Raw genomic sequence first — 22,505 nt, 5'->3', positions numbered from 1 at the left:
ACCCGCATCGCCGCCGCTGACTGAATTTCCGTTTTCTACCGAGGACCAACATGGCCGGTTTCATTCGTTCCGTTTCCTTCCAACAAGCCATGCCGCGTGGCCGGGCGGGCGTCGCCGCTCATCTCGCCGCTGCGGCCGCGCTGCTCGCCAGCGGGCAGGCACTGGCGCATCCGGGCCACGATGTCGCCAGCGTCGGCGCCAGTCTCGCCTCCGGCCTGCTGCATCCGCTGACCGGTGCCGACCATTTGCTGGCGATGGTGGCGGTGGGCGTCTGGAGCGCGCTGGCGGTGCGTGGCGCAGGCGCGGGTGGCGGAGCGGGTGGCGGCGTGCTGCGGTTGCCGCTGGCCTTCGTCGCGCTGATGCTGGTCGGCGCCGCGCTCGGCCTCGCCGGTGTTGCCCTGCCCGCGGTCGAGCCGATGATCGCCGCCTCGCTGCTGGTGATCGGCCTGCTGGTCGCGCTGCGTGCGCGGCTGCCCGCCGGCGTGGCGATGGCGCTGGTCGGAGGCTTCGCACTGTTCCATGGCCATGCGCACGGTGCCGAGCTGCCCGCGAGTGCCGGCGCGCTGCCTGCGGTGCTGGCCTATGTCGGCGGCTTCGCGCTGGCGACGATGGCGCTGCATCTGGCCGGCATCGCCGCCGGCTCGGTACTGCGCCGGCATGCGCCGTGGCTGGCGCGCGCGCTTGGGGCCGGCGTCGCGCTGTATGGCGTCGGGCTGATGGTGGCCTGATGGTGGCCCGATGGTGGCCCGATGGTGGCTCGAATCCGCCCCGACCAACGACAGGAGACCCCATGATCCCCGGTGAACTGATGCCCGCCGACGGCGAGATCGAACTGAACGCGGGCCGCGCGACGATACGGCTGGCGGTCGCCAATACCGGCGACCGGCCGATCCAGGTCGGCTCGCATTTCCACTTCCACGAGACCAACGCCGCGCTGGAGTTCGATCGCGATGCCGCGCGCGGCTTCCGGCTCAATATCGCCGCCGGTACCGCGGTGCGCTTCGAGCCCGGGCAGTCGCGCACCGTCGAGCTGGTCGCCCTCGATGGCGACCGCATCGTCTACGGCTTCAACGGCAAGATCATGGGAGCGCTGTGATGGCGTTGACGATCGGAAGGCAGGCTTATGCCGAGATGTTCGGGCCGACCACCGGCGACCGCGTGCGGCTGGCCGATACCGCGCTGGTCATCGAGGTCGAGAAGGATTTCACGATCTACGGCGAGGAGGTCAAGTTCGGCGGCGGCAAGGTGATCCGCGACGGCATGGGGCAGAGCCAGCGGCTGGCGCGCGACTGCGTCGACACCGTGATCACCAATGCGCTGATCGTCGACCATTGGGGCATCGTCAAGGCCGATATCGGCATCAAGGACGGCCGCATCGCCGGCATCGGCAAGGCCGGCAATCCCGATATCCAGCCGGGCGTGGCGATCGTCATCGGTCCGGGCACCGAGGTGATCGCGGGCGAGGGGATGATCGTCACCGCCGGCGGCATCGACAGCCATATCCACTTCATCTGCCCGCAGCAGATCGAGGAGGCGCTGATGAGCGGCGTCACCACGATGATCGGCGGCGGCACCGGTCCGGCTACCGGCACCTATGCGACCACGGTGACGCCGGGCCCCTGGCACATGGAGCGGATGCTGCAGGCGGTGGACGCCTATCCGATGAATATCGGCCTGCTCGGCAAGGGCAACGCCAGCCTGCCGCAGCCGATCGTCGAGCAGGTCGAGGCCGGCGCGATCGGGCTGAAGCTGCACGAGGACTGGGGCACCACGCCGGCCGCCATCGATACCTGCCTGTCGGTGGCCGACGCGACCGACGTGCAGGTCGCGATCCATACCGACACGCTGAACGAGGGCGGCTTCGTCGAGGCGACCATCGCCGCGTTCAAGGGCCGCACCATCCATACCTATCACACCGAAGGCGCCGGCGGCGGGCATGCGCCGGACATCATCAAGGTCTGCGGCGAGGCCAACGTGCTGCCGTCGTCGACCAACCCGACGCGGCCCTACACGATCAATACGATCGACGAGCATCTGGACATGCTGATGGTCTGCCACCACCTCGATCCGTCGATCGCCGAGGACATCGCCTTTGCCGAGAGCCGGATTCGCCGCGAGACCATCGCGGCCGAGGACATCCTGCACGACCTCGGCGCGTTCTCGATGATCTCCAGCGATTCGCAGGCGATGGGGCGCGTCGGCGAGGTGATCCTGCGCACCTGGCAGACCGCGCACAAGATGGCGTTGCAGCGCGGCAAGCTTCCGGGCGATCCGCACGATGCGCGCGGCGGGCACGACAACTTCCGCGTCAAGCGCTATGTCGCCAAGTACACGATCAATCCGGCACTGACGCATGGCGTCGCGCACGAGGTTGGCTCGATCGAGGTCGGCAAGTGGGCGGACCTGGTGCTGTGGAAGCCGGCGTTCTTCGGCGTCAAGCCGAGCCTGATCCTGAAGGGCGGCATGATCGCCGCCGCGGCGATGGGCGATCCCAACGCGTCGATCCCGACGCCGCAGCCGGTGCACTATCGGCCGATGTTCGCCAGCGCCGGCGGTGCGCTGCACCGGTCGTCGCTGACCTTCGTGTCGCAGGCCGCGCTGGCTGCGGATGTGGGCGGGCGTTATGGGCTGCGGAAGACGCTGTCGGCGGTGCGCGGCACGCGCACGGTCAGCAAGCGCGACATGGTCCACAACGACTGGCAGCCGACGGTCACCGTCGATCCCGAGACCTACCAGGTCGTCGCCGACGGCCAGCTGCTGACCTGCGAGCCGGCGACCTCGCTGCCGATGGCGCAGCGCTATTTCCTGTTCTGACCATGCACAAGATCGACAAGCATCTTCCCGCGCCGCACGGCATCGCGCCGGTGCTGGTGCGCCGCGCGCCGAAGCTGGTGCTGCCGTTCGGCGATCGCAGCAAGAGCCGGCTGCGCGCGGTGCTGGACAACGGCGAGGAAGCGGCGATCTTCCTGCCGCGCGGCACGGTGCTGCGCGGCGGCGACCTGCTGGTGACCGCCGACGGCACGTTCGTCGAGGTGCAGGCGGCAGCGGAATCGGTGCTGCAAGTACGGTCCGGCGATCCGCACGCACTGATGCGCGCGGCCTACCACCTCGGCAACCGCCACACCCCGGTGGAGATCGGCCGCGACTATCTGCGGCTGGAATACGACCCGGTGCTGGCCGACATGCTGGTCCGCCTCGGCGTGAACGCCGAACGCGCCGAGCTGCCATTCGAACCCGAAGCCGGCGCCTATGGCGGCGGCCACAAGCACGGCCACGACGCGACCTTCGCCGAAGACTACGCGGCGGCGCAGGCGGTGTTTCATGAGCATCATGGGCACTCGCACTCGCACTCGCACTCGCACTCGCACTCGCATCCGCATCCGCATCCGCATCCGCATCCGCATGATCATGATCATTCGCATGGGGATCAAGGACACCATGTCGGCTGCGATCACCCGCGCTGAGCCGCTCGCGCTGCCATGACCCAACTCCCGCAACTGCTGTCGCTGCTGCATCTGGCCTCGCCGGCGCTGCCGATTGGCGGGTTCAGCTATTCGCAAGGGCTGGAGGCGGCGATCGAATGCGGCATCGTGCTAGATGCCGACAGTGCGCGGCAGTGGATTCGCGACAATTTGCTGCACGTGCAGGCGCATGCCGAAGGTCCGTTGTGGCTGCTGCTGCATCGTGCATGGCGTGCCGATGACCGCGATGCCGCGCGGCACTGGAACGATTGGTTCCACCAAAGCCGGGAAACCGCCGAGTTGCGGCTCGAAACCGAGCAGATGGGATGGTCGCTGGCGCGGCTGGTCGGGCAGATGGAATGGGGCGAGCCGGCGCTGCGCGAAGCGCTGGCGGCGATATCGCCGGTGTGCCTGCCAACGGCGTTCGCGGCGGCCTGCGTCGCGCTGCAGGTCGACGAGCGCGACGGGCTGGCGGCCTATTGCTTCAACTGGGCCGAGAACCAGATCGCCGCGGCGATCAAGGCGGTGCCGCTGGGGCAGGTCGCCGGCCAGCAGATCCTGCGCGCCATGCATGGCTGCGTGCTCGACGCGGTGGCCGAGGCGGCGCGCCGCGCCGATGCCGAACCGCCCGCGCTGTCGACGCTGTCGCCGATGCTCGGCCTGCTGTCGGCGCGCCACGAAACGCAGTATTCCCGGCTGTTCCGCTCCTGAGCGCAGCCGCATATCGAATCGGAACCGACATCATGACCCGTACCAAGACACTTCCTCCGCTGCGCGTCGGCGTCGGCGGCCCGGTCGGCTCCGGCAAGACCACCTTGCTGGAGATGCTGTGCAAGGCCATGCGCGAGCGCTACGACCTGGTGGCGATCACCAACGACATCTACACCAAGGAGGACCAGCGACTGCTGACGATCTCCGGAGCACTGCCGGCCGAGCGCATCATGGGCGTGGAAACCGGCGGCTGCCCGCATACCGCGATCCGCGAGGACGCATCGATCAACCTGGAGGCGGTCGACCGCATGCTGGCGCGCTTTCCCGATGCGGACGTGGTGTTCATCGAATCCGGTGGCGACAATCTGGCGGCGACATTCAGCCCCGAGCTGTCCGATCTGACGATCTACGTGATCGATGTCGCCGGCGGCGAGAAGATTCCGCGCAAGGGCGGACCGGGCATTACCAAGTCGGATCTGCTGGTGATCAACAAGACCGACCTCGCGCCGTACGTCGGCGCCAATCTTGACGTGATGGAAAGCGACGCGCGCAAGATGCGCGGGGAACGGCCTTTCGTGATGGGGAGCGTCAAGTCGGGGCAGGGTCTTGACGCGGTGATCCGCTTTATCGAGCGGCAGGGCATGCTGGCGATGTAGCGCGGCGGCGGATGCCGTCAGGCGGCATTTTGTCCGGCGGCGCGCTTGCGGGCGAGCGCACGTGCCACCGAGGCAACGAGATCCTGGTCGTCATTATCGAGCCTTGCCATATAACGCCGCGCATTGCGTTGCGCGGTAGTTTCTTCCGCACCGAACGGCGTGCGTAATTCCTCGACGGTCAATACCGAGTTGTCGCCATCAAACTTCAACATTTCGCCGGGAGGAACGCCGAGGGTATCGGCCAGCGTGCAGATGTTGATCAGCGCCACGTTGCGCAGCCCGCGCTCGATGCCGCTGAGGTAGGAGCGCGCCATTCCGCTTTCGAGCGCGAGTTTTTCCTGCGACCAGCCCCTTTGTTTGCGCAGGGCCGTCAGTCTTTGGCCAAATAGCTTGAGAGGATCGCCGATCATGGTAAGGGGGAGAGAGGAATTTGAAGGAAGTTAAGGGATTCGCCTGATCGACTCGACATCCTAGAGTCCGTCGCACAATCGGTGTCAGACAACATAACCTTCGATATAAACACTATAGATTGCGTAAAGTGTTGAAAATCTGCGCCGGCATCGGGAAATCAAAAGCGCGTAACGCTTTTTTCTCATGTTCGGAGGTGAATGTCATACAGGTATTCACCTGAATCGATCTCTCAATAATCTAAAGAACAGCGCGTTTTAGTTAAGGAATGGGGCGACGGCGACCCGCCGACGGATCCGCTGGCGCGAGCCGCGTCCCGCACACAAGCGCTCGTCCAATGAAAAAACCCCCAGCGTTCGCTGGGGGTCTTCGGTGCCGGAGGGCGGCTTTCGGCTCAGCGGCGGGCGTATTGCGTCGCGCCGAACAGGATCTCGCGTTCCTTGTCGGTATGCAGCGGCTTGCGTTCGCGTGCCAGTACCTCGACGCCGCGCTTGACCGCCGGGCGTTCAGCGATCGTATTGAACCAGCGCTTCAGGTGCGGATAGTCGTCCAGTTCGATGCCCTGGTTCTGCCAGCTGCGCAGCCACGGGAAGGTCGCGATATCGGCGATCGTATATTCGTCGCCAGCCAGCCAGGGGCGATTCGACAACTGCTTGTCGATCACGCCATAGAGGCGGCGCGCTTCATTGGTATAGCGGTTGATCGCATATTCGATTTTCTCTGGCGCATAGATGCGGAAATGATGCGCCTGGCCCAGCATCGGTCCCACGCCGCCCATCTGGAACATCAGCCATTGCAGCGTTTCGTATTTGCCGCGCACGTCCTCGGGCAGAAACTTGCCGGTCTTGCCGGCCAGATACACCAGGATCGCGCCCGACTCGAACAGGGAGATCGGTTTGCCGTCCGGCCCTTCGCTGTCGACGATCGCCGGGATCTTGTTATTCGGGCTGATCTTCAGAAATTCCTCGCCGAACTGGTCGCCGGCTCCGATATTGATGGGGTGCACCTGGTAGGGCAGGCCGCACTCTTCCAGCATGATATGAACCTTGTGGCCATTGGGTGTGGCCCAGCTGTAGACATCGATCATCGAGGAAGCTCCTGGACGGGAGAAGGGCGCCGCAGACTCGGCAGCGCAGCGCCGGTTGAATGGACCGACGCATTTAATCACAGAAGAAAAAAACGCGCAGACAGGCTGCGCGTGGATGGCTTGCTGCCGGCGCAGCCGCCCTGGAGTCGTGCGGCCGGATGGCCGCGGGGTGTTTTTTATCGTGACGACGGCATCAGCCGCCGCGCGTGACCGGCATCTGGATCTCGTCCGGATTCAGGCTCATGTGCTTGGCCAGTTCCAGCTTGGCGATCGCGTTGCGGTGCACCTCGTCCGGACCGTCGGCCAGACGCAGCGTGCGCTGGTGCGCCCACCACGAGGCCAGCGGGAAGTCTTCCGACACGCCGGCGGCGCCGTGCACCTGGATCGCCCAATCGATGACCTTCAGCGCGACATTGGGCGCGACGACCTTGATCATCGCGATCTCGGCCTTGGCGACCTTGTTGCCGACCGTGTCCATCATGTACGCGGCCTTCAGCGTCAGCAGGCGTGCCATCTCGATCTCGCAGCGGGCCTCGGCGATGCGCTCCTGCGTGACGCCATGGCGGGCGATCTGCTTGCCGAACGCGACCCGCTCCAGGCTGCGCTTGCACATCAGTTCCAGCGCGCGCTCGGCCACGCCGATGCTGCGCATGCAGTGGTGGATGCGGCCCGGGCCGAGGCGGCCCTGCGCGATCTCGAAGCCGCGGCCCTCGCCCAGCAGGATATTGTCCGCCGGCACGCGCACGTTCTTCAGCTCGATCTCCATGTGGCCGTGCGGCGCGTCGTCATAACCGAACACCGGCAGATGGCGCTTGACGGTGATGCCCGGCGTGTCGGCCGGCACCACGATCATCGACTGCTGCTCGTGGCGGCCCGCATCGGGATTGGTCTTGCCCATCACGATATAGACCTTGCAGCGCGGGTCGCCGGCGCCCGACGACCACCACTTGGTGCCGTTGATCACGTAGTGGTCGCCATCGCGCTCGATGCTGCAGCGGATATTGGTCGCGTCGGAGGACGCCACGTCCGGTTCCGTCATCAGGAAGGCGGAGCGGATCTCGCCGCGCAGCAGCGGCTCCAGCCACTTGTCCTTCAGTTCCTCGGACGCGTAGCGCTCCAGCGTCTCCATGTTGCCGGTGTCGGGCGCCGCGCAGTTGAATACCTCGGGCGACCAGGGCACGCGGCCCATGATCTCGCACAGCGTCGCGTATTCGAGGTTCGACAGTCCTTCGGGCGCGCGCTTCGAACGCGGCAGGAACAGGTTCCACAGGCTGGCTTCGCGCGCCAGCGGCTTCAGTTCCTCGATCAGCTGGCTCGGCACCCAGGCGTTGCCGGCCTTGCGGTTGGCCTGGATCTCGGCGTGGAAGCGCTTCTCGTTCGGATAGATGTGCTGGTCGAAGAAGGCCAGCAACCTGGCGCGCATTTCCTTGACCTTGGGCGAGTATTCGAAATCCATGGTGTCTCCTCACAACCCCTGCGATTTGGCCCCGCCGGGGCTGCCGGACCGCGTGAGGGCGGACCGGACAGACGGCGGGCGGGCGCGATATACGCCGACTGAGGCCACTCTATCCGAATCGATGGAATATGAAAAATGAATTTTCTGGATTCGATGGTATCAATCTGCTGCATTCCATGACACAATCGCCGCCATGCAGCTCTCCCGCATCGACCTGAACCTGTTCGTCGTGTTTGACGCCATCTATACCGAAGGCAGCATCACGGCGGCCGCCCGGCAGCTGAACCTGACGCAGCCGGCGGTCAGCCATGCGCTCGGCCGATTGCGCACGCTGTTCGACGACCCGCTGTTCGAGCGGCGCGGGCAGGGCATGGCGCCGACCCCGCTGGCCCGCTCGCTGGCCGGGGAGGTACGCACCGCGCTGCAGTCGTTCGCGCGGACGCTGCAGGACACGCCGCATTTCGATCCGGCCGCGACGGTGCGGCGTTTCACCATCGGCATGCGCGATGCGCTGGAATCGACGCTGCTGCCGCCGCTGATGTCGCGCGTCGCCGCGGTGGCGCCGCACGTCGACATCGCGGCGGTCCGCTTCGACCGCCGCGAGATGGAATCGGAGCTGCTGGCCGGCACGCTCGATGCCGCGATCGATATCCTGCTGCCGGTCTCGCCGGCGATCCACCACGCGCAGTTCATGGCCGACCCGATGGTGGTGCTGGCCCGGCGCGACCATCCCTTGGTGAAGAAGGAATTGACGCTGGAGCGCTATCTGGCCGCCGAGCACGTGCACGTGTCGTCCCGGCGGCGGGGGGCGGGGCTGGAGGACCAGGCGCTGCACCGGATGGGCATGACGCGGCGGGTGCGGCTGCGCTGCCAGCACTACGCGGCCGCGTGCCGCATCGTCAGTTGCACCGACCTGCTGGCGACGCTGCCGCTGCGCTATGCGCGCATCGCCAACGAGGCGTATGGCAACCGCCTGCTGACGCTGCCGTTCAAGGTGCCGTCATTGGAGCTGCACTTGTATTGGCATGCTGGCGGCGAGAATGACGGCGCGAATCGGTGGTTGCGGGAGCAGTTGGGGGCGGTGATCGGAGAGTTGGGCACGGGTATGGCGGACGTCGCGAGCTGACGAGCGTCCGCCATTGCCGCCGGGCGGCGGCCATCTGGCGCAAGGCGGCAAGAAGCGGTTCACCCGGCCTGCTATGCGTCATCCGTGGACGTCGTCGTGCCTGTCGTGGCGGTTGTCGCCGATGTAGCGGATGTGCCGGTCGTAGCCGGTGCCTCGGTTGTAGCCGGCGCCTCGGTCGTAGCCGGTGCCTCGGTCGTAGCCGGTGCCTCGGTCGTAGCCCGAGCCTCGGTCGTAGCCCGAGCCTCGGTCGTAGTCGGAGCCACCGGTGTAGCCTGTATCGCGGCTGTGCGCGTCGTGGTTGACGTATTGGCGCCAGGCGCCGCGGGTCTCGTGCTTCTTTGGTTCGAGATTGACTGTGCCCGGTTCCTGACGATTCCGTTGGGGATGGGGCCGCCGTCCAGGCTATGCGGCATGGAGACGAGCGGGCTTCGCGTCGCCATCAGCGCGGTATGCGTCTTCATGAATTTCGCGTTCAACTCTTCGAGTTCCCCAGTCAGCTGCAATCGCTCTTCCTGCAGGGCCGCAAGTTGCACCCTCAGCTTCTCCGTTTCCGAGCGCAATCCATCGCGTTCGGTATCCGCCTGCTGCCGTGCGCTCCGTTCAGCCTCCAAGGTTTGTTGGAACTCTTGCAGCTGGGATTGAAGCGCCTCGACGGTCGGGCCGATCGGCGGCACCTCATCGGGCGGCGGCGGAACATCGAGCGGGCGCGCCGGCACTTCCTGCGGCGGCTGGCCGGCAATCTCGTTTGCTGCTGGATCGTTGAGCCCACGCTGGAACGCCCAATGGTCCAGGCGTTCCACCATGTTGGCCTTGACTCTCAATTCGGGTGCCCGGTGAGCCAACAGGACTTTCAGCGGAGCCACTTCGTTGGCGTTAACCTGCGCCGCGGCCATGGCGCGAGTCAGGTGCCGGGTCGCGTTTGGCCGGTGCGTCAGCCGTTTTGCGGTGATGTGGGTGCACGCGGCGAGATGGTGTCCCAGACGCCTGTCATGTCCCCGGCCGATCCAGTCTCTGTCGCCCAGATCGGCCGGCATGCAGGCGAGCCCATGGCCACGGAAGTTTTCCCCGACACACACCTTGATCTGCACGCCCCGGAACAGGCGACCGAGCAGCGGAAGGCTGGCCAGCGCGTTGAGAAGGGCCTGACCCAGCGTGGTCTTCCGTTCCTTGAGCTTGCTGGCGATTTCAGGGACAGGGCTGTTGGCGTGCAGATAAACGAAGGTCGGCTGCAATTGCTGCTGACCGCCTTTTCGCTTCAGCGGGATCCGCATCCGCACGTCCGCCTTCATCACGGGTTCAAGACCGGTCATGGCGTGCCACTTCGCACCGGCGGTGAACTCTTTCCAGGTGGCGCTGATATGGCACTCAAGGCTTTTCCCATCCTTGGCCAGCGTGACATTCATTCCCAGCTGCGCCGCGTCGTGCAGGCGGATGTCGCCGCCCGTGGTGCCCAGGTTCAGCGTCGCTTTCATCGCGTCTTCGGTTGCCTCCCAGAACGCTGGGCTGGCAATCAGGCCCGCTGCTTCATAAAACGCCAGATCGCGAACCTCGACGTCAGAATGATTCTCGAAGGCGCGGGGCAGGGCTTCCGCGATGCCCGTGAGAATGACTGCGCCCTCCCGGTCATTGCTATTGCCCACCATCTCCGCCAGCGGCAGGGGGGTTCCATTGACCGACAGCTTGATTCGCTTTTCCTGGAGCAGCAACCGTTCGGCGTTCTCGATAAAGGCGGGAAGCTGTTCGGCGGTCAGCTCCGGGAAATGCAGTTGCGATTCGAACAAGGGTTTGGCGGCATAGGACTGCTGGGTCGGCATCGAAGTCAGGTAGGAGACGGGCATGGTAATTCCCTCGGGCAGGATGGATTCGACGTCCATGGCCGGCATGGCATCCAGGGCGCGCGGACGGTTCGTACGTCGAGGACGGGGCGCTGTCGCGACGAACATTCGCTGTCGACCCCGCGCCACAACCAACGACGCGTCACATGCTGCTACCGAATTGGTATCTCAACTGTCGATGGTTTACGGCCGTTTCCGATTTGCGACTTATTCGTATCGAATTGGCAGCGAAGTCAGGCGGCGATGTTGCGCAGCGTGGCGTCGAGGCGCGTCAGCGTGGCGCCGCAGGGCGCGGCGATCTTCATCGTCAGAAGGGGGTCGGCGCGGGTGCGGCCGAGATTGATGGCAACCACCGGCTTGCCGGCCTGCGCGGCGGCGACGCAGAAGCGGTATCCGGAAAAGACCATCAGCGAGGAGCCGACGACCAGCAGCGCATCGGCGCGCTGCAATGCCTCGTGGACCGCGGCCACGCGATCGCGCGGCACCGAGTCGCCGAAGAACACCACATCGGGTTTGATGACGCCGGCGCAGCGGCGGCAGTGCGGCACCGTGAAGCCGTGCAGATCGTCGGGCTCGAGATGCGCGTCGCCGTCGGCCGACGGCACGGCGGACAGGCCGGCGATGGCGGGGTTCGCCGCTTCGAGTTCGCGCTGGATTTCGGCGCGCGGATGCCGTTCGCCGCAAGCCAGGCAGACCACCGAGGCGAGGCTGCCGTGCAGTTCGATCACGCCGGTGCTGCCGGCGGCCTGATGCAGGCCGTCGACATTCTGCGTGACCAGTGCCTCGACATGCCCGGCCTGCTGCAGCCGGGCGAGCGCGCGATGCGCGTCGTTGGGCAAGGCGCGCGACATGATCGGCCAGCCCACCATGCTGCGCGCCCAATAGCGCTGCCGGCGCGCGTGCGATTCGAGGAACTCGCGGTGCTGGATCGGCGTGCTCGCACGCCAGTTGCCATCGGCGTCGCGGTAGCCGGGGATGCCCGAGTCGGTGCTGATGCCGGCGCCGGTCAGCACCAGCAGCCTCGGGTGGCGGCGCACGAAGTCGATCAGCGCCTCGGCATCGCCATGCGGCGGACCGTCGGTTGCGATCGAGGAGGCAATCGAGGAGGCAATCGAGGAGGCAATCGGGGCGGCTGCGCCCGGCATCTGGGCGGTCACGACGAGGATGCCTGCTCGGGATGCCGCACCAGCCAGTCCTTCAGCTCCTGCCGGTAGCGCTCCATTTCCTCGTAGTAGAAATCGAAGATGCACGGGCTGCAGCCGCTGCCGCAGCAGGCGTCGTCGTCGGGCCGGTTGGGCGGCAGCGGGCGGGGATCGTCGTGGGCGTCGTGGGGAGTGGGGGCGGACACAGCGAACGGGCGAAAACCTATAGCAACGGCCAGTATACGCTTGACGCCCCGACGCTGCCCGTGACGCCACGGGCCCGCAGGCCTGTGACAGCCGTCAGTCGAGCTTGATGCCGGCCTGCTTGACCACCGCGGCCCAGCGGGTCTTCTCGGTGGCGAAGAACCGATTCGTCTCGGCGGGCGTCATTGTCACCACCTCGGCGCCCTGGCCGGCCAGCTGCGCGCGCACTTCGGGCGAGCGGATGATGCGCACGAGCTCGGCGTTCAGGCGCGTCACGGCGGCGTCCGGCATCCTGGCCGGCGCCATCACGCCCTGCCACGTGCCCGATTCGAAGTTGGCCACGCCCTGTTCGGCGATCGTCGGCAGGTTGCCGACCAGCGGCATGCGCGTGCGCTTGGACACCGCGATCGCCTTCAGCTTGCCGCTCTGCACATGCGGCAGCGTGGCCAGCATGCCGTTCATCAGCACCTGCGCGGTGCCGCCGACCGTATCGGCAATCGCCTGCGCGCCGCCCTTGTACGGCACGTATTGCCATTTGGCGCCGGTGGCCTGCTGCACGGCCACGCCGGCCAGATGCGGGGCGCTGCCGATCGCCGTGACGGCGAAATTCAGCTCGCCGCGCTTGGACATCTCGACCAGATCCTTCAGCGTATTGGCCTGCACGGACGGGTTGACCACCAGCATGTGCGGCGAGTAGGCCAGCATGCTGACGCCCTTCAGGTCCTTGGCCGGGTCGAAGGTCAGCTTGGTGTAGACCGACGGGCTGATCGCCAGCGCGCCGACGTCGCACAGCAGCAGCGTGTGGTTGTCGCCGCCGGACTGCGCCACGAAGGCGGCGCCGACGTTGCCGTTGGCGCCCGGACGGTTGTCGACGACCACCGGCTGGCCCAGCGCCTCGCCCAGCTGCTTGCTGATCAGGCGGGCGATGATGTCCGACGACCCGCCGGCGGGATAGGGCACCACCAGCCGGATCGGCCGGTTCGGCCAGGTATCGGCTGCCAGGGTAGGCGCCACCAGCGTGGTAGAGGCAGCGGCGAGGGCGGCGGTGGAGGCGAGCTTGAGGAAGCGGCGGCGTGTTTGCATGATGTCTCCGGAACGGGTTATTTGTCAGTCGTCATACAACAATGGTCGCCATCATAAAAGCCGGAATGCACGCCGTCCAGCGGGAAAGCGGCGAAATTTTGCTGGGTTCAGGGAAATCCCGGGGGTCCAGTAGCCCCGTCTGTTATATGTCGTCAGACAATATGGCGCCCGCGCCAGCTTTGCTCCGCACAACAAAAAAGGCCGGCACGGCTTGTCGCCGCGCCGACCCTTGTCAGGCCAGCCTTGGTCGCCGGTGCCGGGCTCAGGCGATCCGCTGCTTCGCCTTCTGCGCGTACTGCCAGCCCATCTCGGCCATCGGCCGGGCCCGTTTGCCGGCGTCGACCGCCTGCGCGGACGAAGCGGTGCCGTCGACCACGCGCTTGGCGATCCCCTGCAGGATGCCGGCGATGCGGAACATGCTGAAGGCCAGGTAGAAGTTCCAGTCGCCGGTGATCTGGCGCCCGGTGCGCTGCTCGTACATGCGGCGGTAGGTCGCCTCGTCCGGAATGCCGAGCGCGGCGTAGTCGAGCCCCGCGATGCCGCGGAACTGGCCCGGCGCGATATGCCAGCTCATGCAGTGGTAGCCGAAGTCGGCCATCGGATGGCCCAGCGTCGACAGTTCCCAGTCCAGCACCGCGAGCACGCGAGGCTCGGTGGGGTGGAACATCAGGTTGTCGAGCCGGTAGTCGCCGTGGACGATGCTGGTCAGGTCCTGGTCTTCCTCGGGGATATGGTGCGGCAGCCAGTCCATCAGCGCGTCCATCGCGTCGATCTTCTCGGTCTCGGACAGCTTGTACTGCTTGGTCCAGCGCTCGATCTGGCGCGCGAAGTAGTTGCCGGGCTTGCCGTAGTCGCCCAGGCCGATGGCCTGGTAGTCGACGGTATGCATCGCGGCGATGACGCGGTTCATCTCGTCGTAGATCGCGGCGCGTTCGCTGGTGCTCATGCCCGGCAGCGACTGGTCCCACAGCACGCGGCCGTTGACGTATTCCATAATGTAGAAGGCGCGGCCGATCACGGCCTCGTCCTCGCACAGCGCGTACATCCGCGCGACCGGCACGTCGGTATTCGCCAGCGCCGCCATCACGCGGTACTCGCGCTCGATTGCGTGCGCCGACGGCAGCAGCTTCGACTTCGGGCCCGGCTTGGCGCGCATCACGTAGGTGCGGCCCGGGGTGATCAGCTTGAAGGTCGGATTGGACTGGCCGCCCTTGAACTGCTCGACGGTCAGCGGGCCGGCGAAATCCTCGACATGGTCGCGCAGCCAGACCTCGAGCGCGGCGGTATCGAAGCGCTGCTGGTCGGCGACCGGGCGCGTGCCCTCGAACTGGGAAAGATTGCTGCTCATGCTGTCTCCGGTATCTTTTTTATCGGGATCGGTGCGGCTTCAACGATAGGTCGGCTTGCGCTTCTCCAGGAAGGCGCTGATGCCTTCGCCGCCGTCGGGGTGATGCAGCGCGGCGACGAAGTTCTCGCGCTCCTGCGCCAGATGCGCGTTCAGCGACAGCGTGCCGGCCTGGTTGATCAGGCCCTTGATGCGGCCCATTGCATGCGAGGACTGCGCCGCCAGCGACTGGCCCAGGCGCAGCGCTTCGCCGAGCGCCTCGCCCGGCTCGGTCACGCGATTGACCAGGCCGAACTGCGCGAGCCGCTGCGCGTCGACGGTCTTGCCCTCGATCAGCAGCTCGGAGGCCAGCTGGCGCGGCAGCGCGCGCGCCAGCTCGTAGGAGCCGCCGCCGTCCGGCGTCAGGCCGACCTTGACGTAGGCCATCACGAACTTGGCATTGCTGGCCGCCACCACGAAATCGCAGGCCAGCACCAGCGAGAAGCCCGCGCCCGCGGCCGCGCCCTCGACGGCCGCGATGATCGGCTTCGGAAACGCGTGCAGGCTTTCGATCCAGGCGTGCAGCATCGTGATGCTGTCGGCCTGCACCTGCGGCGGCTGCGCGCGGTTGCCCAGCAGCCGGTTCAGGTTGCCGCCGGCGCAGAACATGCCGTCGGCGCCGGTCAGCACCACCGAGCGGATGCTGCTGTCCTGCTCGGCCGCCTGCAGGGCTTCTTTCGTTGCGAGATAGATCTCCGGGCCGAGCGCATTGCGCATTTCCGGATTCGAGATGGTCAGCACCAGCGTCGCATCGACGCGTTCGGACAGCAGTTGGGCAGGCATGGCGGCTCGGCTCGGTGGCGTGGTGGATGGAAGAAAGTCCGGGGGGGCGGCCGGAAGCGTCAGGCTTCCTCGGTCAGCAGCGACAGGCCCAGACTGGCACGGCGCCACAGCCACGGGCTCGGACGGTAGCGCATGTCGCCGGTCAGCCGCTCCATATTGCGCAGCACCTCGAGCACCAGCTGCGGGCCGATCGCATCGCCGAGCGCCAGCGGGCCCTTCGGATAGCCGAGGCCCAGGTTGACGGCGAGGTCGATGTCCGACGGCGTCGCGATGCGCTGCTGCGCGATATCGGAAGCGATATTGACGATGCACGAGACGATGCGCTGGGCGATGAAGCCGGCCGAGTCGCGGATCACCGTGACCGGCACGCCGTCGCTGGCGAACAGGCCGTGCGCGGCGTCGCGCATCGCCACGCTGGTGGCGGGCGTCGTCATCAGCGTGCGGCGCTTGGTGGCCTCGAACGGCAGCAGCGTGTCGATGGCGACCACGCGGCTCGCGTCCAGCCCCTGCTGCAGCGCGCAGGTGGTGGCGTCCAGACCCAGCGGCGTGACCACGATCAGCGCATCGGCCGACGGGGCGTTGCCGCCCTCGGGCGTGGCGCCCATCGCGGTCAGCAGCTTGACCACCATCGCATGGCCGCGCTCGCTGTCGCGGCTGACCCAGACGCTGACCGGCCGGGCGCTCGGCACCGGCGCGGTGGCGGGGACCTGCTTCTGGCCATCGGCGTAGCGGTAGAAGCCCGCGCCGGTCTTGCGGCCCAGCAGCCCGCCGACCTGGCGGATCGCCGTGATCGGCGACGGGCGGTAGCGCGGCTCCTGGTAGAACTGGTTGTAGATCGACTCCATCACCGGGTGCGACACGTCGAGACCGGTCAGGTCCATCAGTTCGAACGGGCCCATGCGGAAGCCCGCCTGCTCGCGCATGATCGCGTCGATGTCGGCGAACTCGGCCACGCCTTCCTGCGCGGCCTTCAGCCCTTCGATGTTCATGCCGCGGCCGGCATGGTTGACGATGAAGCCGGGCATGTCCTTGCAGCGCACCGGCGTATGGCCCATGCGGCGCGACAGCGCCATCAGCGCATCGCCGACGGCCGGATCGCCCGACAGGCCGTCGATCACCTCGACCACCTTCATCAGCGGCACCGGGTTGAAGAAGTGATAGCCGACGACGCGGCCCGGATGCCTGGCGCCGACCGCGATCGCGGTGATCGACAGCGACGACGTGTTCGACGCGATCACCGCGTTCTCACGGACGATCGCTTCGAGCTTGGCAACCAGATCGCGCTTGACGTCGAGCCGCTCGACGATGGCCTCGAGCACCATGTCGCAATCGGCCATCTCCTCGAGCGCACCACACGGCTGCACGCGCGCCAGCGTGGCGGCGGCATCGTCGCTGCTGATCTTGCCCTTGTCGGCCAGCTTGGCCAGCGTGTCCTGCAGATACTGCCGGGCGGCGGCCACGGCCTGGGGATTGGTGTCGAACAGGCGGACGGTCAGGCCGGCCTGCGCCGCGATCTGGGCAATACCCCGGCCCATTGCGCCGGTGCCTACGATGCCGAGGGTGTCGATAGTCAAAGTGCTCATCGTGCTTCCAAAAAGTTGTGGTTAAATTAGCACGCTCGTGCGGTTTTTGCACTCGTTGCGTGAGCACTGCCGCGCAGGCGCGTGCGCTGATCGGCCAGACAAGCCGGGGCACGGCCACCGATCCCGTCCGGGAGAACGCAGCACAACAAAGGAGACATACCGATGCTGAAGCTCTGCGGCTTTGCCGCCAGCAACTACTACAACAAGGTCAAGCTGGCGCTGCTGGAAAAGAATGTGCCGTTCGAGGAGGTGCTGGCCTGGATCGGCGAGACGGACCTGAACGCCTCGCCGCTGGGCAAGGTGCCGTACATCGTCGCCGATGGCGGCACGCTGTGCGAATCGGAGGTGATCGCCGAATACCTGGAGGCCGCGTATCCGCAGACCCCGCTGCTGCCGGCCGATCCGCTGGCCGCCGGCAAGGTGCGCGAGCTGGTCACCTACATGGAACTGTATCTGGAACTGACCGTGCGGGAGCTCTATCCCGAGGCGTTTTTCGGTGGCAAGGTCAGCGACGGGGTCAAGGAGCGCCAGCAGAAGCTGCTGACCCGCTACATTCCCGCCTTCGCCAAACTGGCGAAGTTCTCGCCGTATGTGGCCGGCGACAGCTTCACGCTGGCGGACTGCGCCGCGGTGGTCCATCTGCCGCTGGTGTCGGCGTGCACCAAGATCATTTACGGCACGGACATGCTGGCCGACCTGCCGGTCAAGGACTATCTGAAGCGGATGAGCGAGCGGCCGACGGTGCAGAAGGTCAATGCGGACCGCAAGGCCAATACCGAGTTGATGCTGAGCCGGAACAAGTAAGGCGGCAGGGCGCTTCGAAACCACCCCCTCTGCCCAACCCTCTCCCCCTGACGGGGAGAAGGGGAACACCTCCGGCCGGCGAGTGCTTGCGCTGCTCGTCGTCACCGTACCGGTTTTCTCCGCTCTCCCGCTTGCGGGAGAGGGGCGGGGGAGAGGGTAACGGGCGGCCGCCTCGCGCCGCCCGCGCGCGCTATCTCACAGCTTGCGCAACCTCTCCAGCGCAAGCGCCAGCGTCTCTTCCCGCTTGGCGAAACAGAATCGCACCACGCCCGATTCGCGTGGCTGCGAATAGAACGCCGACACCGGAATCGCCGCGACGCCGATCTCGCGTGTCAGCCACATCGCGAAGTCCGCCTCGCTCATCTCCGAGATCGCCGAATAGTCGACGCACTGGAAATACGTGCCGTCCGACGGCAGCAGCTTGAAGCGCGTATCGGCCAGCCCCGCGCGGAAGTAATCGCGCTTGGCCTGGTAGAAGGCCGGCAATTCGAGATAGGGCGCGGGGTCCGCCATGTAGTCAGCCAGGCCGTGCTGCACCGGCGTATTGACGGTGAACACATTGAACTGGTGGACCTTGCGGAATTCGGCCATCAACGCGGCTGGCGCGGCGACATAGCCGACCTTCCAGCCGGTCACATGGTAGGTCTTGCCGAAGCTCGACACGACGAAGCTGCGCCGCGCCAGTTCCGGATGCCGCGCCACCGATTGATGCGACTGGCCGTCGTAGACCATGTGCTCGTAGACCTCGTCCGACAGCAGCAGGATATCGGTGCCTGCCAGCAGCTCCGCCAGCTGGCGCATGTCTTCCTCGCGCCAGATCGTGCCGGTCGGGTTGTGCGGCGTGTTGATCAGGATCATGCGCGTGCGCGGCGTGATCGCGGCCGCGAGGCGGTCGAACGGAATGCGGAAGTGCGGCGCGTCGAGCGTGACCGGCACCGGCTTGCCGCCGGCCAGTTCGATCGCCGGCAGATAGCTGTCGTAGCACGGCTCCAGCACGATCACTTCGTCGCCCGGATGGACCGCGCACAGGATCGCGGTCAGCAGCGCCTGTGTCGCGCCGGCGGTCACCGTGATTTCGCTGTCGGCGTCGTAGGCGCGGCCATAGAGCTTGCCGATCTTGTCCGCGATGGCCTGGCGCAGCTTCGGCACGCCGGCCATCGGCGGGTACTGGTTCAGGCCGCCCTGCATCGCGCGCGTGACCGCGTCGACGATCTTCGGATCGCAGTCGAAGTCCGGAAAGCCCTGGCCCAGGTTGACCGCATTCTTCTCGGCGGCGAGCGCGGACATCACGGTGAAGATGGTGGTGCCCACGTTGGGCAGGCGGGACGGGGGAGGGCGGAGCGGGGCGTCGGCGGACATGGCGTCAAGGATCAGTCGTCAATCGGTTGCAGGTGAAAAAGCCGGGGCGATTCTAGCGCGCCCGCGCGGCCAGCCACGGCGCGAAGGCCTGCGGCGTCAGCACCGCGACGCCGCTGCTGCGGCGCAGCCGGCCCGCGAGCTTGAGCACCGCCTTGTCCTTCGACACCAGGCAATCGGCGCCGGCGAAGTGCGCCAGCTCGATGAATTTCTGATCGTCGCCGTCGCGGCAGCGCGGCAGCCGGATCGCCTCGGCCTGCGCCGGGCAGGGCGGTGCGACCGCGGTGGTCAGCCGGTCCACGGTGGCCAGCGCCTCGTCGATATCGACCTCGAAGCGGGCGAACTGCGGGTAGGCCAGCACGCGGCGCAATTCCTCGCGGCAATCGGCGCGGATCAGCGGCGCGATCGCGCCATCCTGCAGCGCGCTGCGGATCGGCTCGGCATGCCGATCGCGGAAGACCAGCAGGTCGATCCAGACGTTGGAGTCCAGTACCACGCGGGGGGCGGAAACGGCGGGCGGCGGCGATGCGCCATCGGCAAAGGATTCGGTGCCGGAAGCGGTGTCCGGCCCGGTAGAGGGGTTGAGCATTCGTTACAATCTGGACTTTGTTTCTGCCGCATTCTGCCATGTTGATCGTTCTGTCGCCCGCCAAGTCGCTGGACTACGAGACGCCGCCGCGCGTCCGGCCCCCGCTCAATGCCAGCCACCTGCCGCGGCTGATCCCGCGTTCGGCGCAGCTGATCGAGCGTCTGCGCGCGCTGGCGCCGCAGGAAATCGGCACGCTGATGGACATCTCGGACAAGCTGGCGGTGCTGAACGCGACCCGCTATGCCGACTGGTCGCCCAAATTCACCGCGCGCAACAGCAAGCCCGCGGCGCTGGCCTTCAATGGCGATGTGTACGAGGGACTCGACGCGCCGAGCCTGTCGGACGACGACCTCGCCTTCGCGCAACGCCATCTGCGCATCCTGTCGGGCCTGTACGGCGTGCTGCGGCCGCTGGACTGGATGCAGCCGTATCGCCTCGAGATGGGCACGCGGCTGGCCAACGACGCGGGCAAGGATCTGTATGCGTTCTGGGGCGACGACGTAACGCAGCTGCTGAACAAGGATCTTGCCGCGCTGAAGGGCGAGGGCGCGCCGACGCTGGTCAATCTCGCTTCCGAGGAATACTTCAAGGTCGTCCGGCCCAAGGTGCTGGACGCGCGCGTGATCACGCCGGTGTTCGAGGACTGGAAGGGCGGCCGCTACAAGATCATCTCGTTCCACGCCAAGCGCGCGCGCGGCACGATGGCGCGCTTCGCGGTGACCCGGCGCATCACCGATGCGGCCGGCCTGAAGAAATTCGCGGAGGACGGCTACGCCTACGACGCGAAGGCGTCCGACGCGACGCGCTGGGTGTTCCGCCGCCGGCTGGAAGACTGACGACGCGTGCGCCCGGTGCGTCGGGGCGATGGTCCGATGGTCCGATGGGCTACGCACGGTGCCGGCCAAAAAACGAATTCGTCTTGCGAGGCTCAGACATGAAGACCGCAGCGCTGCATATCTCCAGCCGGTTCGATTCCGGCGCGATCGAAGTCGAGGCGCTGGATCGCGCCGACGATATCCGGCTGCGCATCCGCGCCGATTCGCATGCCGACTTCCGCCAGTGGTTCCATTTCGGGCTGCATGGCGCGGCCGGCCAGGCCTGCCGGCTGCAGTTCCTGAATGCCGGCGATTGCACCTATCCGGACGGCTGGCGCGACTACCGCGCGGTGGCCTCGTATGACCGCGTGCACTGGTTCCGCGTGCCGACGCGCTTCGACGGCCAGGTGATGACGGTGGAATTCACGCCGGCCCACGACAGCGTCTGGCTGGCCTATTTCGAGCCGTATGCCGAGGAGCGCCATCTGGCGCTGCTGGGCACCTGCCAGCGTTCGCCGCGCGCGCGGCTGACGCATCTGGGCAGCACGGTGCAGGGCCGCGACATGACCGTGGTGACGATCGGCGCGCCGCCCGAGGGTGCCAGTGACGGTGGCAATGACGGCCGCAAGACGATCTGGATGATCGCGCGCCAGCATCCGGGCGAAACCATGGCCGAATGGTTCGTCGAGGGCGTGCTGCAGCGGCTGACCGGCACCGGCATCTGGGCGGGCGACGGCGTCGCCGAGCGGCTGCTGCAGAAGGCCGTGTTCCATATCGTGCCGAACATGAACCCGGATGGCTCGGCGCTCGGCAATCTGCGCACCAACGCGGCCGGCGCCAACCTGAATCGCGAATGGATGGCGCCGAGCCTCGAATCCAGCCCCGAGGTCTATCACGTGCGCCGCGCGATCGAATCGACCGGCTGCGACCTGTTCTTCGACATCCACGGCGACGAGGGGCTGCCCTACAACTTCATCGCCGGCAGCGAGATGCTGCCGAGCTTCACCGAGTCACAGCGCGTCGCGCAGGCGCGTTTCGTCGAGGCGTTCAAGCGCGCCACGCCGGACTTCCAGGACGTGCATGGCTATGCCGCGAGCAAGTACAACGCCGATGCGCTGAAGCTGGCCTCGAAGTACATCGGCCACGCGTTCGGCTGCCTGTCGCTGACGCTGGAGATGCCGTTCAAGGACAATGCCGACCTGCCGCAGCCCGAGGTCGGCTGGAACGGCGCCCGCAGCGCGCTGCTGGGCGCGGCGATGCTGCAGGCGATCCTGGCGCAGCTGGACTGAGCGACGCCGCCGCGCAAGGCGGCGGTGATGCCGCCGCGATGCGGCGCGGCAGGGTCAGCGCGACGGCTTGCTGGTCTTTTTCGTCGACTTGCTGGAAGAGGTCGACTTCGCCGCGGCCTTCTTCGTGCTGGCCGACGACCTGGCCGACGTGGCCTTGCCCGAACGGCTGGACCTGGTTGCCTTGGCCTTGCGGCCCTTGTTGGCCGTGGCATTGCGCGGTGCCACGCTGACGGCCGGCCTGGCGGCCGGTTCGACGATGATGTCGCCGTCGTCGTCCAGCAGTTCGTAGGCCAGCATCATGCCGTCGTCATAGCCGCAGCGGACCTTGACCGGGTCCCAGCGCGATTGGCCCGATTGCCCGTTGCGGCGATGCGCGGCGGCGGAGAAGGTCACCACCGAGGTGACCGGCACGGCCTGCTTGCCGCGCGAGAAGCGGCCTTCCCAGCTTTCGACCGAGGCCTGGCCCGAGGCCAGCGCGCCGGTCGGAATGCGCAGCGCGTCGTAGGTCGCCGAGCGCGGCACCACCCAGCTCGCGTGCGCGGCGCAGTCGGCCACGTCGGCGCTGGCGTTCTCGCTGCGCATCAGCTGCTGGCGCATCTGCGCACGGTATTCGGCCAGGCTGACGCGGCCGGTGGGCGGCAGCGTCACGGTCTTGGTCGGGGAGTTGTCGTTGTCCGGCGGTGGTACCGCCTGCTTGTCGGAGTACGAGGTCGCGCCGCGCGGTGCGGGCGCG

At 66.9% G+C, this 22,505-nt stretch carries 23 protein-coding genes; 10 read left to right on the top strand and 13 right to left on the bottom strand.

The window, feature by feature from the left end; genetic code table 11:
- The first annotated feature begins 89 nt into the window (after positions 1–89).
- The 6 genes from B551_RS04925 (at position 90) to ureG (ending at position 4,828) form a co-directional block, all read left to right on the top strand.
- On the top strand, positions 90–728 hold the full coding sequence (locus B551_RS04925; protein ID WP_023263594.1) for a HupE/UreJ family protein: 639 nt from the start codon (positions 90–92) through the stop codon (positions 726–728).
- Positions 729–790: 62 nt separating this feature from the next.
- Entirely contained in the window at positions 791–1,096 is a 306-nt protein-coding gene (locus B551_RS04920) for an urease subunit beta (RefSeq protein WP_006578015.1), read from the top strand.
- Positions 1,096–2,814 (top strand): urease subunit alpha, encoded by a 1,719-nt coding sequence (ureC, locus tag B551_RS04915; protein ID WP_006578014.1) that lies wholly within the window; start codon positions 1,096–1,098, stop codon positions 2,812–2,814. Before B551_RS04920 ends, ureC begins: the two co-directional genes overlap by 1 nt.
- 2 nt (positions 2,815–2,816) lie before the next feature.
- A complete protein-coding gene (gene ureE, locus B551_RS04910; protein WP_006578013.1) occupies positions 2,817–3,464 on the top strand; it encodes an urease accessory protein UreE in 648 nt (215 codons plus the stop codon).
- A gap of 15 nt (positions 3,465–3,479) precedes the next feature.
- Positions 3,480–4,172: an urease accessory protein UreF gene (locus B551_RS04905; protein ID WP_006578012.1), complete on the top strand. Its 693-nt coding sequence runs from the start codon at positions 3,480–3,482 to the stop codon at positions 4,170–4,172.
- Positions 4,173–4,204: 32 nt separating this feature from the next.
- The gene (gene ureG, locus B551_RS04900; protein WP_006578011.1) at positions 4,205–4,828 is read left to right on the top strand and encodes an urease accessory protein UreG; all 624 of its coding nucleotides are present in this window, start codon (positions 4,205–4,207) and stop codon (positions 4,826–4,828) included.
- Between the two features lie 17 nt (positions 4,829–4,845).
- On the opposite strand, the gene B551_RS04895 is transcribed toward ureG, so the two are convergent.
- The 3 genes from B551_RS04895 to B551_RS04885 form a co-directional block, all read right to left on the bottom strand.
- On the bottom strand, positions 4,846–5,238 hold the full coding sequence (locus tag B551_RS04895; protein ID WP_023263593.1) for a helix-turn-helix domain-containing protein: 393 nt from the start codon (positions 5,236–5,238) through the stop codon (positions 4,846–4,848).
- A gap of 392 nt (positions 5,239–5,630) precedes the next feature.
- Positions 5,631–6,323 (bottom strand): glutathione binding-like protein, encoded by a 693-nt coding sequence (locus B551_RS04890; protein ID WP_006578009.1) that lies wholly within the window; start codon positions 6,321–6,323, stop codon positions 5,631–5,633.
- A 193-nt stretch (positions 6,324–6,516) separates the two neighbouring features.
- On the bottom strand, positions 6,517–7,779 hold the full coding sequence (locus tag B551_RS04885; protein WP_006578008.1) for an acyl-CoA dehydrogenase family protein: 1,263 nt from the start codon (positions 7,777–7,779) through the stop codon (positions 6,517–6,519).
- 193 nt (positions 7,780–7,972) lie between these two features.
- On the opposite strand from B551_RS04885, the gene B551_RS04880 reads away from it, so the two are divergent.
- Positions 7,973–8,905, top strand: a complete 933-nt coding sequence (locus B551_RS04880; RefSeq protein ID WP_023263592.1) for a LysR family transcriptional regulator — start codon at positions 7,973–7,975, stop codon at positions 8,903–8,905.
- A gap of 71 nt (positions 8,906–8,976) precedes the next feature.
- Here B551_RS04880 and B551_RS26845 read toward each other — a convergent pair whose 3' ends face one another.
- From B551_RS26845 to B551_RS04845, 7 genes are all read right to left on the bottom strand, one after another.
- Positions 8,977–10,779 (bottom strand): hypothetical protein, encoded by a 1,803-nt coding sequence (locus B551_RS26845; RefSeq protein WP_216599689.1) that lies wholly within the window; start codon positions 10,777–10,779, stop codon positions 8,977–8,979.
- A 194-nt stretch (positions 10,780–10,973) separates the two neighbouring features.
- A complete protein-coding gene (locus B551_RS04870; protein WP_006578006.1) occupies positions 10,974–11,897 on the bottom strand; it encodes an NAD-dependent protein deacetylase in 924 nt (307 codons plus the stop codon).
- Positions 11,894–12,088 carry an oxidoreductase-like domain-containing protein gene (locus B551_RS04865; RefSeq protein ID WP_006578005.1) on the bottom strand — a complete coding sequence of 65 codons (195 nt, stop codon included), beginning with the start codon at positions 12,086–12,088 and terminating at the stop codon, positions 11,894–11,896. The genes B551_RS04870 and B551_RS04865 overlap by 4 nt, the downstream gene beginning before the upstream one ends.
- A gap of 94 nt (positions 12,089–12,182) precedes the next feature.
- On the bottom strand, positions 12,183–13,169 hold the full coding sequence (locus tag B551_RS04860) for a tripartite tricarboxylate transporter substrate binding protein (protein ID WP_006578004.1): 987 nt from the start codon (positions 13,167–13,169) through the stop codon (positions 12,183–12,185).
- Positions 13,170–13,431: 262 nt separating this feature from the next.
- On the bottom strand, positions 13,432–14,517 hold the full coding sequence (locus B551_RS04855; RefSeq protein WP_006578003.1) for a phosphotransferase: 1,086 nt from the start codon (positions 14,515–14,517) through the stop codon (positions 13,432–13,434).
- A 39-nt stretch (positions 14,518–14,556) separates the two neighbouring features.
- On the bottom strand, positions 14,557–15,336 hold the full coding sequence (locus B551_RS04850) for an oxepin-CoA hydrolase, alternative type (RefSeq protein ID WP_006578002.1): 780 nt from the start codon (positions 15,334–15,336) through the stop codon (positions 14,557–14,559).
- 59 nt (positions 15,337–15,395) lie between these two features.
- A complete protein-coding gene (locus B551_RS04845) occupies positions 15,396–16,919 on the bottom strand; it encodes a 3-hydroxyacyl-CoA dehydrogenase (RefSeq protein WP_023263590.1) in 1,524 nt (507 codons plus the stop codon).
- A 162-nt stretch (positions 16,920–17,081) separates the two neighbouring features.
- On the opposite strand from B551_RS04845, the gene B551_RS04840 reads away from it, so the two are divergent.
- Positions 17,082–17,723 (top strand): glutathione S-transferase, encoded by a 642-nt coding sequence (locus B551_RS04840; protein WP_006578001.1) that lies wholly within the window; start codon positions 17,082–17,084, stop codon positions 17,721–17,723.
- 195 nt (positions 17,724–17,918) lie between these two features.
- Here B551_RS04840 and B551_RS04835 read toward each other — a convergent pair whose 3' ends face one another.
- Positions 17,919–19,082, bottom strand: a complete 1,164-nt coding sequence (locus tag B551_RS04835; RefSeq protein ID WP_023263589.1) for a pyridoxal phosphate-dependent aminotransferase — start codon at positions 19,080–19,082, stop codon at positions 17,919–17,921.
- A 52-nt stretch (positions 19,083–19,134) separates the two neighbouring features.
- Positions 19,135–19,668, bottom strand: a complete 534-nt coding sequence (locus B551_RS04830) for a putative toxin-antitoxin system toxin component, PIN family (protein ID WP_023263588.1) — start codon at positions 19,666–19,668, stop codon at positions 19,135–19,137.
- 38 nt (positions 19,669–19,706) lie between these two features.
- On the opposite strand from B551_RS04830, the gene yaaA reads away from it, so the two are divergent.
- Together yaaA and B551_RS04820 are read left to right on the top strand one after the other, a co-directional pair.
- The gene (gene yaaA, locus B551_RS04825; RefSeq protein ID WP_006577998.1) at positions 19,707–20,504 is read left to right on the top strand and encodes a peroxide stress protein YaaA; all 798 of its coding nucleotides are present in this window, start codon (positions 19,707–19,709) and stop codon (positions 20,502–20,504) included.
- 98 nt (positions 20,505–20,602) lie between these two features.
- The gene (locus tag B551_RS04820) at positions 20,603–21,772 is read left to right on the top strand and encodes a M14-type cytosolic carboxypeptidase (RefSeq protein ID WP_006577997.1); all 1,170 of its coding nucleotides are present in this window, start codon (positions 20,603–20,605) and stop codon (positions 21,770–21,772) included.
- A gap of 54 nt (positions 21,773–21,826) precedes the next feature.
- Here the strand turns inward: B551_RS04820 and B551_RS26445 are convergent.
- On the bottom strand, positions 21,827–22,505 hold a 679-nt coding region (locus B551_RS26445), incomplete at its 5' end, for a BspC domain-containing protein (RefSeq protein ID WP_023263587.1).

Origin of the sequence: Cupriavidus sp. HPC(L) (genome assembly GCF_000307735.3) — a bacterium.
Classification (GTDB): domain Bacteria; phylum Pseudomonadota; class Gammaproteobacteria; order Burkholderiales; family Burkholderiaceae; genus Cupriavidus.
The sequence above is the reverse complement of the archived record's forward strand: the minus strand, read 5'-3'. Positions and strand labels throughout refer to the sequence as shown.

What these genes read in the sequence shown, in the direction of transcription:
- B551_RS04830 (WP_023263588.1), bottom strand. Translation starts at nt 19,668, where the DNA reads ATGCTCAACCCCTCTACCGGGCCGGACACCGCTTCCGGCACCGAATCC.
- yaaA (WP_006577998.1), top strand. Translation starts at nt 19,707, where the DNA reads ATGTTGATCGTTCTGTCGCCCGCCAAGTCGCTGGACTACGAGACGCCG.
- B551_RS04835 (WP_023263589.1), bottom strand. Translation starts at nt 19,082, where the DNA reads ATGTCCGCCGACGCCCCGCTCCGCCCTCCCCCGTCCCGCCTGCCCAAC.
- ureG (WP_006578011.1), top strand. Translation starts at nt 4,205, where the DNA reads ATGACCCGTACCAAGACACTTCCTCCGCTGCGCGTCGGCGTCGGCGGC.
- B551_RS04880 (WP_023263592.1), top strand. Translation starts at nt 7,973, where the DNA reads ATGCAGCTCTCCCGCATCGACCTGAACCTGTTCGTCGTGTTTGACGCC.
- B551_RS04885 (WP_006578008.1), bottom strand. Translation starts at nt 7,779, where the DNA reads ATGGATTTCGAATACTCGCCCAAGGTCAAGGAAATGCGCGCCAGGTTG.
- B551_RS04895 (WP_023263593.1), bottom strand. Translation starts at nt 5,238, where the DNA reads ATGATCGGCGATCCTCTCAAGCTATTTGGCCAAAGACTGACGGCCCTG.
- B551_RS04925 (WP_023263594.1), top strand. Translation starts at nt 90, where the DNA reads ATGCCGCGTGGCCGGGCGGGCGTCGCCGCTCATCTCGCCGCTGCGGCC.
- B551_RS04855 (WP_006578003.1), bottom strand. Translation starts at nt 14,517, where the DNA reads ATGAGCAGCAATCTTTCCCAGTTCGAGGGCACGCGCCCGGTCGCCGAC.
- B551_RS04845 (WP_023263590.1), bottom strand. Translation starts at nt 16,919, where the DNA reads ATGAGCACTTTGACTATCGACACCCTCGGCATCGTAGGCACCGGCGCA.
- B551_RS04820 (WP_006577997.1), top strand. Translation starts at nt 20,603, where the DNA reads ATGAAGACCGCAGCGCTGCATATCTCCAGCCGGTTCGATTCCGGCGCG.
- ureC (WP_006578014.1), top strand. Translation starts at nt 1,096, where the DNA reads ATGGCGTTGACGATCGGAAGGCAGGCTTATGCCGAGATGTTCGGGCCG.
- B551_RS04840 (WP_006578001.1), top strand. Translation starts at nt 17,082, where the DNA reads ATGCTGAAGCTCTGCGGCTTTGCCGCCAGCAACTACTACAACAAGGTC.
- B551_RS04860 (WP_006578004.1), bottom strand. Translation starts at nt 13,169, where the DNA reads ATGCAAACACGCCGCCGCTTCCTCAAGCTCGCCTCCACCGCCGCCCTC.
- B551_RS04905 (WP_006578012.1), top strand. Translation starts at nt 3,480, where the DNA reads ATGACCCAACTCCCGCAACTGCTGTCGCTGCTGCATCTGGCCTCGCCG.
- B551_RS04920 (WP_006578015.1), top strand. Translation starts at nt 791, where the DNA reads ATGATCCCCGGTGAACTGATGCCCGCCGACGGCGAGATCGAACTGAAC.
- B551_RS26845 (WP_216599689.1), bottom strand. Translation starts at nt 10,779, where the DNA reads ATGGACGTCGAATCCATCCTGCCCGAGGGAATTACCATGCCCGTCTCC.
- B551_RS04850 (WP_006578002.1), bottom strand. Translation starts at nt 15,336, where the DNA reads ATGCCTGCCCAACTGCTGTCCGAACGCGTCGATGCGACGCTGGTGCTG.
- B551_RS04890 (WP_006578009.1), bottom strand. Translation starts at nt 6,323, where the DNA reads ATGATCGATGTCTACAGCTGGGCCACACCCAATGGCCACAAGGTTCAT.
- ureE (WP_006578013.1), top strand. Translation starts at nt 2,817, where the DNA reads ATGCACAAGATCGACAAGCATCTTCCCGCGCCGCACGGCATCGCGCCG.